Origin of the sequence: Vibrio sp. A2-1 (assembly GCF_021728355.1) — a bacterium.
GTDB lineage: Bacteria > Pseudomonadota > Gammaproteobacteria > Enterobacterales > Vibrionaceae > Vibrio > Vibrio splendidus_K.
In genome coordinates, this window is sequence record NZ_JAKKCO010000005.1 from 91,344 (window position 1) to 107,037 (window position 15,694).

The window sequence follows — 15,694 nt, forward strand, 5'->3', positions numbered from 1 at the left end:
TCTAAAAATGCATATCAACTAAAAAGGGAATACCATCGGAATAGCCATCGCTGCAATTGCAATGTAAGTAGCGGTGACCAGCCAACCCACTTTCATAAAGTCTAAAAGGGCATAGCCACCTGCGTTCATCACCATAAGATTAGTTTGGTAGCCAAAGGGGCTGATGAAGGAGGCACTCGCGCCATAAGCGACAGCCATGACCAGTGGTAGATAACCAATATTAAATGTCGATGCCAGCGCTAATGCTATTGGCAGCATAATGGCTGCGGCGGCCGTATTGGTCATAATTTCGGTCAAAAGAATGGTTAACACCAATATGCCTACCAACATCCAGTTCGGAGACAAGTTTCCAGCCATAGACTCAAAGGTTTGCGTTAGCGCTATGGCTAACCCGCTGCTAGAAAATGCACTAGCTATACACAGCGCAGAGACGAGTATCGCCAGCAACTCAAAAGGGAAACGCCTTCTCAATTGAGTGCCATCAATAATTCTACTTACCAAGGATAAAAGTAGGAAGCCAGACAGAGTCTCGATAAGGTCTAAATTGGTACAAGCAGCTAAGATAATAGCGGAAATGAACCCGACAATACCTAACACGTTTTGTGGCAAAGACAAGGGGCTTTTAACTGACTTATCGCTTAGCAGAAAAAAGTTACGAGATAAGTTTGGGCGCTTTTTAAAGTCATCCCCAACCGCAAGAATAAACTTATCTCCGCTCTGTATAGAGCATTCACCAAGCTTGCCAGATATTCTCTTACCTTGTCTCGCTATCGCAACGACTGCTGCATCAAAGCGAGAACGAAACTCCACCTCTTTTAGAGTTCTGCCTATCAAAACAGACTCCGGACTCACCAATACCTCTACGAGGTTTTTATCCAACTCGAACTCTTCTTCAACGTAAAGTTTTAGCCCATCAAAGGTAAACAACTGTTTTACTTCCGAAACGTCACCACTGAATACCAGCTTATCCCCAGACAAAATCAGCTCACTTGGTGAAACGGGTGATATCAACTGTTTGTCTCGAATAATTTCCGTTAGGAACAGACCATCGAGTGAGCGTAATCCGTTGTTTAATACACTTTTACCTATGAGCTTGCTGCCCTCATCGACTTCTGCATCCAGGAAGTAGTCCCCTAATGCGTCGGCCTTCACTGGTTCATCTGGCAACCAACGGGATACAATCATCACTATCAAGCCGCACCCTATCAACAGGCTTGCTCCAACTGGGAAGAAAGCAAAGATAGTAAGCCCCGGATAACCTTGCTCTTCGAGTAGACCGCTAACGACAAGATTAGTCGCGGTTCCGATCAAGGTTAAGGTGCCACCTAAGATAGAAAAGTATGAAAGAGGGATAAGTAATTTTTTAGGCGCATGGAAAGGGTTCTTAAGAACACTTCCCATTAAGGTCGCGACCACTGCCGTGTTATTCAGCATTCCCGAACTCATTGCACTTACCGTACCCAAGCGCAACAAAGATTGCCAATAACTGCGATGAGATAGCGTTTTGGCCGCCCAACTCAATAACGCGGTTCTTTCTAAGGTCAAAGATGAAAGCAGCAACAACAGTAAAATAACGACTGAGCGATTCGTGACATTGGAAAAAATCACCGCCTGGGTGATTTCGCCAGATACATACAGCACCGCTACCGCGGCAACAAAAACATAACTGGCTCTGAATCGGTTACTCACTAAAGCAATAATTAATCCGATGAGGACACATGCTGTGACAATCATTTTCTAACCACTCAAATTACTATCAGAGCTCATGATAAGCTATTGCCAAATACAATATATCTTTGTCTTGATGCGTTTTAGAAATAGCCTTCGCGCTTTTTCTTCTCCATCGAGCCAGAGCTATCGTGGTCAATGGCGCGTCCTTGACGTTCTGACGTTGTCGTCAGCAACATTTCCTGGATGATTTCGGGAAGCGTCGTCGCCTCTGACTCTACAGCGCCAGTTAATGGATAACAGCCAAGGGTACGAAAACGAACCATTTTCTCTTCTACAACCTCGCCTTCTTTAAGCTCCATACGCTCATCATCGACCATGATCAGCATACCATCACGCTCGACTACCGGACGCGGTTTAGATAGGTACAGCCCCGGGATTTCAATGTTTTCCAGGTAGATGTACTGCCAGATATCTAGCTCCGTCCAGTTAGACAAAGGGAAAACTCGAATACTTTCGCCTTGGTTAACTTTACCATTGTAGATATTCCACAGCTCTGGGCGTTGGTTTTTTGGATCCCAGCGGTGGTGTTCATCACGGAATGAATACACACGCTCTTTTGCGCGAGATTTTTCTTCATCACGACGCGCGCCACCAAAAGCGGCATCAAAACCATTCATATCGAGCGCTTGTTTCAAACCTTGCGTTTTCATGATATCAGTGTGCTTTGAACTGCCATGAACGAATGGGTTAATACCCATCTCGACACCCTCAGGGTTTTGATGAACAATTAACTTCATTCCCACCTTCTCGGCCATGTAGTCACGAAACTCAATCATTTCTTTGAATTTCCAGGTCGTGTCAACATGCATGAGTGGAAATGGAGGAGTACCTGGAGCAAACGCTTTTTGTGCTAGATGAAGCATAACCGATGAGTCTTTACCCACTGAGTACAGCATCACTGGGTTATCGAACTCTGCCGCCACTTCGCGCATAATATGAATCGACTCGGCTTCCAATTGCTTTAAGTGAGTCATTTTTTCCGGAGTCATTTTCATCGTCATGTTACTTTTTGCCCACGCCAATTGAGTTAATTTTCTACAAAAACGCCTCAGTCTTTTAATAGCACTGAGACACTTTTCATTCATTTTGAGACAGTCTATTTTTGACAATCCCTTGTAAAACCTAGATTTTGCTACCTTTTTTAAAACCGCCCCAATAGGCCGCCAAAAGCAACCTTTCTGTAGTTTGTAGCGTTTTTTACTTGTTACCCATTTGCATTTGGGTACGCTACCGCCCTTAGGTTTGGCTCCTAAAGGCAATAATCACAAGTTGTTCGCTTTTATGCGGTTTTCATACGATTTTAAATATGCTGCGCATTCTAGCAAAGTAAGTGCATATTAACCAGTTTGAAATTAACCCAATTTGGACTGACCTCTCACCAAGCATTTACCCAGCGGAAGCACTGTACGTCTTGCAGGTACTGGGTCCCTATGTAGTACCTGTTTTCTTGTGCTGTGTCGCAATAGCGTTTTTCTATATCAATGAATATGTTGCTGTTGCGGTACAGCGAGACGAAGCTTGGGTTGTTGTTTACAACCAATAACGCTTTAATCTCGGTGCGTGTTAGCCCTTGTGGGTAGTGGCTAACCAACAGTTTCAAGAACTCGCCAATACGCCCTTCAACTCGCGCTATCTCTTTCTCTAAAATGGTTACTTTTTCTTCCGCTGTCAGTTTTTTTAGGCTGGTATCGTCCATTTTCCCTCTCCTAATTCTACTTTTTGTTTCTTGCCGTTTTTTGGCTAGATTCGCTTTTTTCTGCCTTAGCGTTTGGTTTTTCTAAGTTTTTGTTTACTAAGCTCTTGTTTTTCATAGCTTAGGGCTGTGTGAGCAAGCTCTTAGTCTGTGAATGTTCGAATGGTCACTGCTTAGAGTCCGTGCTCACGACTTAGATTGGACTAGGGCCTTGATACGTGCTTCGAACGGGTTGGTGGCGCTTTTGGCTTTGTAGTCCGCTAAGGCCTGAGAGACAGGTGTGGGTTGTTTCGGTTCCATGGGCTTAGTTGCCTGTTGGGTGTTAGCTGCGTTGGTTGGTGTAGAAGCCTTTGCTGGTTTTCCTGCCCTTGTTTGTTTCGTGATTGGCGAAGAGCCTCGTTTAGTCTTGGCTTGGGCACTTCTTCTTAGCCAGCCATTCACAAAGTGGCCAATGTGCTCAAAGGGCTTGCGCTTGTCGGGGTTGATGTACAACCACGCTTGCATGGCATGCAGTTCTTGCAGCACATCTAACTTTGGGTAGGTGCGTTCTAATATTGTGGTGAACTCATGATAAACCGGCGCGCTGCCCTCTTTGGTGAGCAGGTGAATCACGGCGTCATTTTTGGTTTTGCTTTTGGGTTCGGAGCTCTCATGCTCTTCAGAACCGCGAGGGGGATCAATCACATCGGTGTCATCTAAGATGTCGCTTTTCAAGCTCAACTCTGTTTTATGTTCTTTATGAAAGATTATGTGTGCAGGATGATCACTCTCCGTGTTGGATCTTGAGTCACCCTGGTGAGTGTCTGAATGATCGGTTTTCTGCGCCTGTTCTGTTTTCTTTGCTCGCTCTGTCTTCTGTGTATTTTCTAGCGAAGCTGACGGTAAGTCTGTTTGTTCTACATTGGCGTTATCTAGGTCGGTTTGATCATTTAAGTCTAGATCTCTCTCTTCTTGATCGAGAGCTCTGGCTGCTTGGTCTAGATCGGCCTGCTGAATGTGGCTGTCGCTGGGTAGGCGCAGCTGATATATATTGCTGCGCTGGCGTCCTGAATTATCAAACCGCTTTATCCGCTTCACAAACCCTTGCTTTTCTAGCTCGTTAACGTGTCGTTTAACGGTTCTTACCGACACTTCACAATATTGCGCTAAGTAATTGAGGGAAGGAAAACACACGCCGCGCGCGTCTGCGTTATCGGCCAATTTTAATAACACCAATTTACTAATTGGCGATCCGGTTTTTAATGGGATGAAAGAAAGAATGAGGGAAACACACATGAATAACGCTCCTTGTTAATTGGTCTATCTAATTGCATGGTTCTCGCTATAAAAGCTCATAGATACGCATAACCATTGATACAAAAGGCATTAACAACACTTTTTGGCGCTTTGGGGGCGAAGATGCGGCGAGATAAAAAGTAACAAAAAGTGTTTTTCCTATGTGCTCTCACTGCTATGCAACAAGAACACTACTTAAGATAATTACCTTCGAAGCACCTCTCACTTTTCTGCGTTCCTCCGTTTTCGCGTTATTACCGCCAACCCCAATCAAGAATGTTGAAGTACATTGCCCTCCCCATACAACAATAAGGTGCTTAATGAAGGCGATAGTTTCTCTTTTTATTTCAGCGTACCAACCCGGAATGGCCAGCATCGAGTGCCGATGTTTTGAAGATCGGTATTTCGAAGACTCGAGCTATGAGGATATTTGTTGGATGATCAGCCGAGCGCGGCGAAGCCAACCACTGGGTTATCGCGTGATGTATTTACGTTATGTCAGCCACCACTCTGGTTATGCAAAAACCGTAGCCACCAGTTTGCGACAACACATCGCATTGCCCCCTAATTTAAAAGAATCGTTATCAACGCCTTTAATCGCCTATTTACAACAACACGAGGATTTATTTTGTCAAACACTCCACCAGCAACTGATCGAGTTCCACACCAGCCGTTAGAAGCACCTGCTGATTCACAAGAACTGGCTGACTCGGAAGAGCGGGCTAGCAGGATACGAAAAGCTTAAAAACAGATCCCAGACACTTCGTTCCTCGCCTCTAAAGCAACAGAATGGCGGAATGACGAGAGAGGCGGTATATAACCATCAATAAACCAAGGAGCAGTATGACATTGTTCGGGAGAATATTCGGGAGCCAGTCTTCTATTAGCAAGGGGTTAGATGCACTCACCAACACAGGAGATGCGATGTTTTTTACTGATGAAGAAAAAGCGAAGCACAAGCTGGCACTGCTTAAGGCGTATGAACCTTTTAAGTTGGTACAACGCTACATTGTGTTGTTGTTCACCATTCCTTATGTGGCACTGCATGTGATGGTGATTTTGGGTTGTATGCACGGCTACGATTGGAAACCATTAGGAGAAATGACCAATGAAGCGTTTGGCTATCCGGTGTTAGCGGCGATTGGATTGTATTTAACAGGTGGCGTGGTGAAGAAGTAGAAGAGCAGATGCGAGTAACGGGTAAACGGGATGCGAAGAGCTTAAGAGCAGATGCGGGTAGCGGGTAAACGGGATGCGAAAGGCTTAAGAGCGGATGCGGGTAGCGGGTAAACGAGATTCGAAGAGCTAAAAGAGCAAATGCGGGTAGCGGGTAAACGGGATGCGAAAGGCTTAAAAAACAGATGCGAGTAACGGGTAAACGGGATGCGAAGAGCTTAAAAAGCAGATGCGGGTGAATAAAGAATAGATACGGGTGACGAGTAGCGAGATTCGAAGAGCGGATGTGATGTGGCCCCTAAAAAGTAGACACAGGGGTTTAATTGATTAGTTCAAAATCCATGGGGCTCATTCCACCTAGAGTCCCATGCCTTCTTACCGGATTATAATAGGTATCGATGTAAATTCGACTCTGCATCGTCATTTCTTGTCGTGATAGCTCACCTAAGTTGTTCATCCACTCTTTCTTGTATTGCGCAAAAAAGCTTTCAGAACAAGCGTTATCCCAACAGTTTCCTTTTCTCGACATACTGACTTTAATCTTGCGTTTACGATGCCAACGGAGCGTTTCCAACGCTCGATATTGAATACCTTGATCGGAATGAAACAAAAGCTCGTGACCTAAAGGTTGCCTTTGTTTCCAAGCCTTATTCAGGCTTCTTAGCACTAACTTTGCATTGTTAACACGACTTGTTGACCAGCCAATCACTTTACGTGAAAACAAATCTAAGATGACGCACAGGTATTGCCAACCATCCGTACAGCGCACCTGAGTTATATCTGACACCCAAACATGATCTGATTTATCCACGTTAAATTGACGGGCAAGAATGTTATAGGCGGGCATGAGTATATTTTGCCTTGGCGCAAGTCCATATCGCTTCCTGCTAGCGCAAGAGCGATAGCCCATATTTTGCAAACGCCTCTGTACTCGCTTTTTATTGCAAATAAAACCGTTAGCAACAGCCGCCTCCCAAAGTTTTCGATAACCAGGAATACAGTGCTGAGCTTTGCTTTCCCGCCTCAAGTAGTTACTTAAGGACTCATTTTCTGCCTCTCGTTTCGAAGGTTGTCTCGTGAGCCACTTGTAGTAACCCGCTGTAGAAACATCTAACCATCGACATAAACGAATAACAGGTAGCTTCACACAGGTTTTCTTTAGGATGTACTCGAACCTTATTCTTTTTGGCTGTCGAAGAAAGCCTTCGCTTCCTTTAAGAAATCATTCTCCAGCTCCGCCATCTCTAGTTTCTTCTTCAATTGACGGATCTCTCTTTCCAATTGAGTAACAGATTTTTCGGGGCCTTGATTAGGTATTGGGAGGGAATTAATCTTCTTCGACGTCATTTGGCATCTCCATTTAGAAAGTAGCACCGGCGATATTCCTAAGGATAGTGCTACTGACTTAACGGTGTCAGAAGAGTTGAGAGATTGCTGAACAGCTTCTCGCTTAAATTCGTCTGTAAATTGTCTTTGTGATTTTACTTTCATGACACTTAATACTCTGTATTAAGTGTCTACTTTAATGGGGTCACATCAATGCGAGTGGCGCTTTTCGTATCTCGCCACTCGCATCTCGTTACTGCTCTTTAGCCTTTACTTCTTGTCGCTCGAATACGTGTAGTTGTAGTAACCGTAGCCGTATGAGCTTGATGCTTTCTTCTCGATCGCGTTGAAGATAACGCCTTTCACTTCGATACCCGATTGTGCGAAACGGTTACGAGCAACGTCGATCTCTTTTACGGTGTTTTGGCCGTAACGCGCAACCATTAATGTGGTGCCAGCAAAGGCGCCGACAATGCTTGGGTCGGTTACCGCCAGTATTGGTGGGGTATCGACAATCACCAAGTCATACTCTTTAGATGCCCATTCCATTAACTCTGCAAAGCGCGGGTGCATCAGCAGTTCAGATGGGTTCGGTGGCACTTGGCCGCGAGTAATAATGTCTAGGTTCTCTACCGGTGTTGTTTTAATGGATTGAGCAAACTCTTGCTTACCGCTCAGTACATCAGAAAGACCGTTATCCCAGTTCACACCAAAGCTTTGTTGTAGGTAACCTTTACGCATATCGGCATCAATCAACAATACCTTTTGGCCTGTTTTTGCTGCTACTGCGGCAAAGTTGGTCGAGATGAATGATTTACCAATGCCCGGCGCAGGGCCTGAAATCATCAGGATGTTGTTTTTCGCTTCTAGCATCGCGAAGTGTAAGCTGGTACGAAGGCCACGCAGTGCTTCAACTGAAAGATCCGCAGGGTTAGATTCAGCAAGCAGCGCTTGAGTCCCTTTGGTCTGCTTCTTCTTCGATTTAAAGCGGTTCGTTAGTTCTATCTGCAAATCAGATTTTGGTACGGCTGCGTAAACTGGCAGGCCAATCTGTTCAATTTGGTCTGGGCTTTCCACACCTCGGTGGAACGCAGCTTTCACTAACACAAACGCGACACTTAGCATGCCACCGAGTAGTGTTGCTAACACAACAATCAGCGGTTTCTTCGGTTTAACAGCACCAGCATACGCTTGAGCGTCATCTAAGATACGAACGTTACCGACCGTACCGGCTTTAATAATGCTTAGCTCTTGAACCTTGTTTAAAAGCTGGATGTAGATTTGTTGGTTTACTTCAACATCACGTGTCATACGCAGTACTTCACGTTGGGTTTTCGGCAGTTTTTGCACTTGCTTGTTTAGGCGATCTTTCTCGCCCAATAGCGTTTTGCGCTTATCAAGCAATGCCTTGTATGCAGGATGATCTTTAGTGAAGCGTTGGCTAATTTCACTCTCTTTGAACGTCAGCTCATTCAATTGCGCTTCAAGCTCGACCATTACCTTCAAGGTTGACTGTGCTTCTAAGCCCAAGTCGATCGATTCGTTCTCTTGGCGGTAATTGTTTAGTACGTCTTCATAGCCGGTTAACTCAGATTTGATGCCTGGAAGGTGGCTTTCTAAGAACTCTAGGCTCTTCTCTGCTTCTGCTGAATTACGCTTCACGTTTTGTAAGAAGTAGATCTGGCTAATGTGGTTGAGAATTTCAGAAATCTGCTGCTTATTTTCACCTTCAAAGCTTAGCTTCAAAATACCCGTTTGCTTACCTTGTTCAGCAAGAGACAAAGAAGCTTTCAGCCATTCAATTGCAGCTAATCGGCTACGTTTGCCAATCGAGAATTCAAAATCGTTATGCGATTCAAATCCTGCCACAAACAAGCTGTAATCGTCTGCTGTCGCGAGCTCACCCACTTTACCGTTCAAGATAACGCGCTCATCGTCACGAACTAGCTGGTAAGTACCTTTTTCAGCATCGACGATCTGAATCTTATGTCCGTAAGCGCTTGCATAACTTGGCAACGCAAAACGACTCACGACAATGTGGTTAATATCACCGGTTAGGCGAGCAAATCCTTTACCGACAATCGGTGCATAACTCGGTGCAGTTACGGTGGTTAAATTGAATTTATCAACCGTTTCGCCCAAAATCATACGAGATTTAATAATCTCCACTTCTGTCGTGGCAGAAGACTCCTGAGAGAACATGTCACCCATGTCGCCGACCATAGAAGAAATGCCACCAGAGCTCTTCTCTTCAATTTGAATCAGCGCATCCGCTTTGTAAATGGGTGTCGAAAGCAGGGCAAACGCAATACCAAGCACAGCAAAAACAAATGTGGTCAGTATGATTAACCATTTAGCATCTAATAAGATACCAAGCAGTTTCCCTAGATCTATCTCATCAGAGTTATCTGTGTGTGATTGCTGAGATGGTTGTGTTGTCATCAGATTACTACTTCCTAAACTAGTATTTTGAAGAGAAGTTAAATACGGCTTATGTGCTTCTCTTTTATATGATTCTATTAATGGCTATTCACATAGCTTAGCTGGGTATCTCTAAAGCTTGACTGGCTATATAGAAAGCTTACGAGCTTTGGCTAACGCTTAACTTTCTTATCTCTTATCTCTTATCTAAAGCTTTTTCACCCAAGCTTGTGCGGCTTCGTCAATCAATTTGTAAGCATATTCAAACGCTTCACGGCTTTGACGATGCGGATCAGGAATGTCTTTCTGACCAATCCACTGGCCAAACAACATGGTTTTACCACGCGCTTCTGGTGATATTTGAGTGAGCGCTTCTAAATGGCCCTTCTCCATCACCAAGATCAAATCATACTGAGCACAAAGCTGCGGTGTAACTTGTTGAGACTGGTGATTTTCAACATCGACACCATTTTCAGAGGCAATCAAAATCGCCGTTTCATCTGCTGGCTTACCGATTAAACGACTTTTTTCGGCAGCAATGCCTGCAGAGGCCACTTCTTTATTGGGAAGCAATTTTTGAAGAACACGTTCTCCAGTGGGTGAGCGACAAATATTACCGACGCACACCACCAAAATTTTATTAAACATAATTCACTTATAACGTTAGTTTTTCGTAAACCGAGCGTATTTATAAACTTGACGCACTTATAAATATAAAAAATCAGGTCACACGTGAAATGTGACCTGAAGATTAATCTATCTTAGCCTAAGGCCAATTACGGATACGTAACGCACCTTCGGTTAGGTCGTTGAAGCCAGAAATGGTCGGTACAAGCTGCCCGATAACACGGTTCCAACGGCTGATTGGTGCGGCGGTAACGTAAACAATGTCGTAAGGTTTTAAATCAAACTCAGTGCCAATCACCAATGCAGAGGCATCTTCCATATTGAGTTGGTAGATATCGGCCATGCGTTCTGATTTATCATCCGAAGTGCGAATCACGAACACGCCCGTGGCATCTGCCGTTAACTGGTTAATGCCGCCAACGTTGCTAAGCGCTTCCGTTAGGCTCATGCCGACACGGTCGATTTTCAACAGTTGTGGGTCGTTCACTTCCCCCATAACAAATACTTTTTGATTGTCATTACGCGGCACGTGAACAATATCACCGGCTTGCAATAAGCGGTTTTGCGTTAGGTCACCACGCTGCATCAAACCATAAAGCGAAAGGTTCTCTTCCACGCCATTGCGGGTTAATGAAACATTACGCCAGTCGGCGTCTTCAGATAAACCACCAGAGCGGTTCACTGCATCCAATAATGTTAAAGGGATATTGGTAATCGCTTGTTGGCCAGGGTTTGAAACCTCACCAGTAATGTAGGTTTTCTTAGAACGGAAAGCCGCTACGTTAACATCAACCTGAGGGCTTTCGATGTATTTCGCTAAGCGAGTTGCAATATCAGCACGCACTTCACGAACGGTTTTGCCCGCGACTTCTACTGTACCAATGTATGGGTAAAAGATGGTGCCGTCAGCATGAACCCAGTTACCTGCTTCTGTACTACTACGGTAAGAGCCGGCAGGAATCGTCAGTTCTGGGTGATCCCAGATCGTGATATTTAAGATATCACCGATACCCACTTGGTATTCATATTTGGCGATATCAATATCAAGCTCAGGGTTGGCTTGTGAAACCGACAAAACATTAGTTTGATAACTCGATACTGACTGAGCCGTCAATGGGTAAAGATTAACCACATCAGAAATGTCAGGCTCTTGCTGTTCTTCAGAAGGAAGAATCACATTCTTATTGTCGGTAGAAAGGTGAGTCCCTGGAGTAGTACAGCCTGCCAGTAAAGCAGGAAGGAGCGCTAAAAGGAGGCGATTTTTATTAATCTTCATGTTTACCAATTCATAGAAACGGAATGTGTCTGGTGCCTAAAAGGACATCCAAAGAATAGAGGGTTCGTGATTTTATCAATTACACAAGAGGATATTAGAGAAAGTAATAAAAAGTAGTAAGATCTTACTCCCATTTACAATTAAAAAATGGGGACGCTACCGCCCTTTGATAACCCGCGACATCACACTGCGTAACTTATTTAATCCTACTCACTCAGCAGGCCCCAAAAGACGCTTAAAATTGAATAGGACTATCTAACTGACTGAACAACTAAACGTCGCAAAAAAAGCCACTGCACACGGTTAGTTTAATCCCTGAACATTATCCACAATTTATGCTTATTATCAACCTAGTTGAATGGTTAAAGAGCAGATGCGGGATTCGAGATGCGAAGAGCTTAAGAGCGCAAGAGCAGATGCGGGATGCGAGTGAACGAGATACGAAAAGCTTAAGAGCGCAAGAGCAGATGAGAGTAGCGAGATACGAGTAAACGAAGAGCCAAGAGCAGGTAAAGCCGTAACGGGATGCTTTTAGCTCCTCCCCTTTATCACAGGTGCAGCTTGGCAGAAAATACCAACATAAGGGGAGGCTGGGAGGGGTTGGTAACACATAGTTTAACATCCCCCTCTAACTCCCCCTTTGATGAACATCACCGCTCACAAACGAACGGCGCTCAAGGGGGAGAACCAAAAGATAGGCTTTCGTAGGCTCAATTTCTCTCACCTACCTTGAAGCTCTTCAAGACCCGATCACCCGAATCTCGTTGCTGATTTTTAGATCTTTGTACCCGTTACTCGATAACCCGATACCGCTCTTTCCCTACTCTTCGTATCTCGTTACTCGTTACCCGTATCTATCTTTTCTCGATCTTCGCTACTCGATTACCCGCATCTCGATACTGCTCTTTCCGCTCTACTTAACGCTACTTGGTCTTTGGAACCAAGGTGAGCGAGCGTCGGTTTGGTCGAACAAGTTGTATTGCTTATTCAGCACTTGTCCACCATCACGAGTTAGCGGTTGCCATGTAAATTGTGAACGGCTTGAGCTCGGTTTAACCGTGATTAGATCGAATGGGATCGATACGTAAAAGCCTTTGGTGTAACTGCCTTCACCGTATTCTTCGGTGGTCATGTCGGTTAAGCTAACAAAGGCACCAGCGATAACACCGCTCTTGAACTGCTTAGAGAAATCGATACGAGTACCGATATCTCCCGCTAAGAATTTACCTACACCGACTTTAAATAAAGTGTCGCTTAAGAAATCCCACTGCGGCATGTAGTAGCCGGTAACAAATCCGGTGGTGCCTTTATCAATCACCTTGTAGTAAGCCTGATCTTTTTCATGGTATTGCAGTTCTTCATCAAACGTACCAAACCAACTTTCTGGGTCACGTTGACTGATGGCTGTCATGTCGGCACCGATTGCCCAGTTGCTGTTGTATGGGCGGTAAAGTACTTCACCACCTACACCCGCAAACATGCTCTCTAGGTAACCACCGTAAGCTTGGGTATAGATACCGCTGCCGTAGTCTTCGAACCACGTCAGTTGCAAGCGGTCTAAACGAACAGGCTCGTCAACGTAAGAACGGAAAAGCGTTCGCACTCGTGGCGTTTGCGCAGTGCCATCTTCTGGGATTTCATAATTAAATTTATCGTAGTTGTCGATCAAGTTGATATACAAAGAACCAGACAGCTCAACGTTGTTGGTCGCCCAGAAAGACGCATTGGTGTATAAGCCTAGAGCATATAGGTAAAAATCTTCCGCTGATCCAAAAGATTGCGCCAAATTAGGTGCAACAGACACGTCAAAACGTTCTCTGTCATCGTAATAAGTTATACCTTCGCGATAATCTATACCATCTTGATAAGCCATCGCCGATTTCGATTCAACATCACTTGGCTGTGCAGCGTCTTGAATATCCGAGTCCAAATATTGGTATGTAGCAACTTGCTTAAATTGATTGGCATCGATAGCGGTTTGATTTAACTCGCCTGCGTTACTGGTTTCAACGATCTTATAGGTGTCAATATAGTCAGGGACATGGTTGGCAATCACCGTTGCACCACGTTCCAGCGCAACTTCTCGATTGCGGTATTTCACCTGCTCGCCTTTCACAATCAGCGTATTATCATCGACCAAGATCTGCGCTTGCTCATAACCCGCTACGGTCTCAAGTTCTTGGGTCAACTTGGCCAGTTCAACGTCATCCATGCTGCTTGTTTCGCTTGGTCGCAAAGTTGCCGCTTCGGTATCTCGCCACACGGAGGCTATTTCATTAAAGTTGGTGGTTAAATCAAAACCCATTGTCAGGGTGTCACCACGTTCATAACTCACTTTTGCCGTTGCCCAATCAGTAAAACGGTACACAGCACCCACGTTCCATGGCGTATGTTGTGTCATGTCGACACCACCACGCATAACTGGGAAATCTTGTGAATAATCATTGCTGTCGTATTCAAGCTTAAGCGTTAATGGCTTATAGGGTGTTTGATATTCTAAACCACCATAAATTGCCGCATCGCCTTTGAACCAACGCTCAAAATCGACGCTGCCACCGTTGCCTTTGAAATCTGATGTTCGTTCGCAATACTTGTCGCTGGCTTTACAGAATGGATTGGTAATATTACCACTGGTGCCCATGTAGCCCCAGCCCATGCCTAACGTGACATCAAGCGGGCCAAATCGCTTGCTCGCCGCAACAAATTCACCATCAAATAACCCTGTGCCGCCAAAGTCGCGCACTCCGACAGAAAGCTCCGGAAAATAGTAGCCTTCTTCCATTAAGCGAACTTTAAAATCGATGCCTTTGTCAGTGTACTTAGTACAACCACTGAATGAGTTTTGCGAACAGTCTGCGCTGCCATTACCGCTATAAAGCAGATCCTGAACTTGGGTATAGCGAATGGTAGTTTCTAACCAAGGCATCAATTGCAGGCTAACGTTATAAAAATAATATTCGTTATTGAACGATGCACTTAGGTTGAATTCACCCTCTGGAGCCATACGCGCGGTAGGCATTTGCATTAAACCCACCCCCCCAAAGTCCGATTGAGAGTGTTTTAGCGTTGGCGCACTAAAGCCAGAAACCTCGACTTGAGAAGGTAGCTCTTGCGTGGTGGCAGAAAGGTATTGCGCATTAACAGCAAAACTGCTGACAGCCAGTAAGGTACCCGTAATCGAACTTGCGAGCAGGGTTAATGGAAATGATTGAGTAGCCGACATTACAGATTAACCTTATGACGTAGAAGTTCGACAATGTCTTGATTCAAAGTGGAAAACTCAGAAGGGAGAGAATCAAAGGCGATAAAAATAATAGCACCGGGAGCAAAATAAGCAGGCTTACTGTTCCAGTAGGCATAACTGATTTCATTCACTTGCCCATCGGGTTGGATGACAAATGCCGTGCTGTTATCAGCAATACCTAGCAGCTGGTCTTTTGGCAACCGCGTTAAATAGTTATCTAGCTGAGCGTGTTCAACCAAAGACAGCGTATGAGCTTGCTTTACTGCCCCGACTACATTCACAGAGGTTGGGCGAGCGGTTAGATATAACTCAAAGTGCTGTTGTTCCGCTGATTTAGCGCTAACCCCTTGCGAAGCTGGTTTTTTTAATGCCGTAGCTGACTGTTTCGACGCCGTAGCTTGTTGTTTTGATGCCGTCGCTGACTGTTTCGATGCCATAGCTAGCTGTGTTGATGCCATAGCTGGCTTTTTTGATGCAACAGTTGTTTCTTTTGAAACTAATAAGGGATTCTTATCTGCCTGAGACATCACTGCATTTTGGTCTAACTCAACAAAGTAACGTGCTTGATAATCAAAAGATTCGAGCTGCTTAAGCACAGATGTTGCTTGTGGCTCTTGTAAAGCTAAATGCTTGAGCTTATCCAACACCTGTTGTTTTACCTTGTCTACCTGCAGTTGAGCATTGCGATCAAATAACTGGGCAGACAGCGGGAAATACCTTAACGCGCCATTCGCATTGGCATCCGTTAATACTTGTTCTAAGCGCGTAGGTTGCGAATATTGCAGCGTGATACCTTGCATCGGTAACTCAACCGTAAGCACTGGAACTTGGCTTTGAGCCGTGGCAAGTGGTGGCACTAGAACGCTACAAACCGTAAGTACTGCTGTGTACCCTAGTTTTTTTAAATAATTCATTTTATTCACTC

Annotated in this window: 11 protein-coding genes and 1 pseudogene; 2 read left to right on the forward strand and 10 right to left on the reverse strand. The window is 44.8% G+C overall.

Annotated elements, in window-relative coordinates; translation table 11 throughout:
- Positions 1-18: 18 nt before the first annotated feature.
- From L3V33_RS16930 to L3V33_RS16945, 4 genes and pseudogenes are all read right to left on the reverse strand, one after another.
- Positions 19-1,734: an SLC13 family permease gene (locus L3V33_RS16930; protein ID WP_237290867.1), complete on the reverse strand. Its 1,716-nt coding sequence runs from the start codon at positions 1,732-1,734 to the stop codon at positions 19-21.
- A gap of 77 nt (positions 1,735-1,811) precedes the next feature.
- Positions 1,812-2,720: a sulfate adenylyltransferase subunit CysD gene (cysD, locus tag L3V33_RS16935; protein ID WP_237290927.1), complete on the reverse strand. Its 909-nt coding sequence runs from the start codon at positions 2,718-2,720 to the stop codon at positions 1,812-1,814.
- 386 nt (positions 2,721-3,106) lie between these two features.
- Positions 3,107-3,427, reverse strand: coding sequence for a hypothetical protein (locus L3V33_RS16940; RefSeq protein ID WP_237290868.1), 321 nt, complete (start codon positions 3,425-3,427; stop codon positions 3,107-3,109).
- Positions 3,428-3,590: 163 nt separating this feature from the next.
- A pseudogene (locus L3V33_RS16945) lies at positions 3,591-4,699 on the reverse strand (helix-turn-helix domain-containing protein).
- A 320-nt stretch (positions 4,700-5,019) separates the two neighbouring features.
- On the opposite strand from L3V33_RS16945, the gene L3V33_RS16950 reads away from it, so the two are divergent.
- Together L3V33_RS16950 and L3V33_RS16955 are read left to right on the forward strand one after the other, a co-directional pair.
- On the forward strand, positions 5,020-5,376 hold the full coding sequence (locus tag L3V33_RS16950) for a hypothetical protein (RefSeq protein WP_237290869.1): 357 nt from the start codon (positions 5,020-5,022) through the stop codon (positions 5,374-5,376).
- Between the two features lie 166 nt (positions 5,377-5,542).
- Positions 5,543-5,878 (forward strand): hypothetical protein, encoded by a 336-nt coding sequence (locus L3V33_RS16955; protein WP_004733275.1) that lies wholly within the window; start codon positions 5,543-5,545, stop codon positions 5,876-5,878.
- Positions 5,879-6,194: 316 nt separating this feature from the next.
- Here L3V33_RS16955 and L3V33_RS16960 read toward each other — a convergent pair.
- The 6 genes from L3V33_RS16960 to L3V33_RS16985 all read right to left on the reverse strand — a co-directional run bounded on the left by L3V33_RS16960 (position 6,195) and on the right by L3V33_RS16985 (position 15,683).
- Positions 6,195-7,366, reverse strand: a protein-coding gene (locus tag L3V33_RS16960; protein ID WP_237290870.1) for an IS3 family transposase whose coding sequence is annotated in 2 segments (ribosomal slippage) — positions 6,195-7,084 and positions 7,084-7,366 — 1,173 coding nt in all. Because the reading frame shifts where the segments join, the coding sequence is not laid out codon by codon here.
- Between the two features lie 105 nt (positions 7,367-7,471).
- Positions 7,472-9,643 carry a polysaccharide biosynthesis tyrosine autokinase gene (locus L3V33_RS16965; RefSeq protein WP_237290871.1) on the reverse strand — a complete coding sequence of 724 codons (2,172 nt, stop codon included), beginning with the start codon at positions 9,641-9,643 and terminating at the stop codon, positions 7,472-7,474.
- Between the two features lie 186 nt (positions 9,644-9,829).
- Positions 9,830-10,270, reverse strand: coding sequence for a low molecular weight protein-tyrosine-phosphatase (locus L3V33_RS16970; protein ID WP_237290872.1), 441 nt, complete (start codon positions 10,268-10,270; stop codon positions 9,830-9,832).
- A 118-nt stretch (positions 10,271-10,388) separates the two neighbouring features.
- Positions 10,389-11,525 (reverse strand): polysaccharide export protein, encoded by a 1,137-nt coding sequence (locus L3V33_RS16975; RefSeq protein ID WP_237290873.1) that lies wholly within the window; start codon positions 11,523-11,525, stop codon positions 10,389-10,391.
- 913 nt (positions 11,526-12,438) lie between these two features.
- Positions 12,439-14,748 carry a YjbH domain-containing protein gene (locus L3V33_RS16980; RefSeq protein ID WP_237290874.1) on the reverse strand — a complete coding sequence of 770 codons (2,310 nt, stop codon included), beginning with the start codon at positions 14,746-14,748 and terminating at the stop codon, positions 12,439-12,441.
- On the reverse strand, positions 14,748-15,683 hold the full coding sequence (locus tag L3V33_RS16985) for a capsule biosynthesis GfcC family protein (RefSeq protein ID WP_237290875.1): 936 nt from the start codon (positions 15,681-15,683) through the stop codon (positions 14,748-14,750). Before L3V33_RS16985 ends, L3V33_RS16980 begins: the two co-directional genes overlap by 1 nt.
- Positions 15,684-15,694 lie beyond the last annotated feature (11 nt).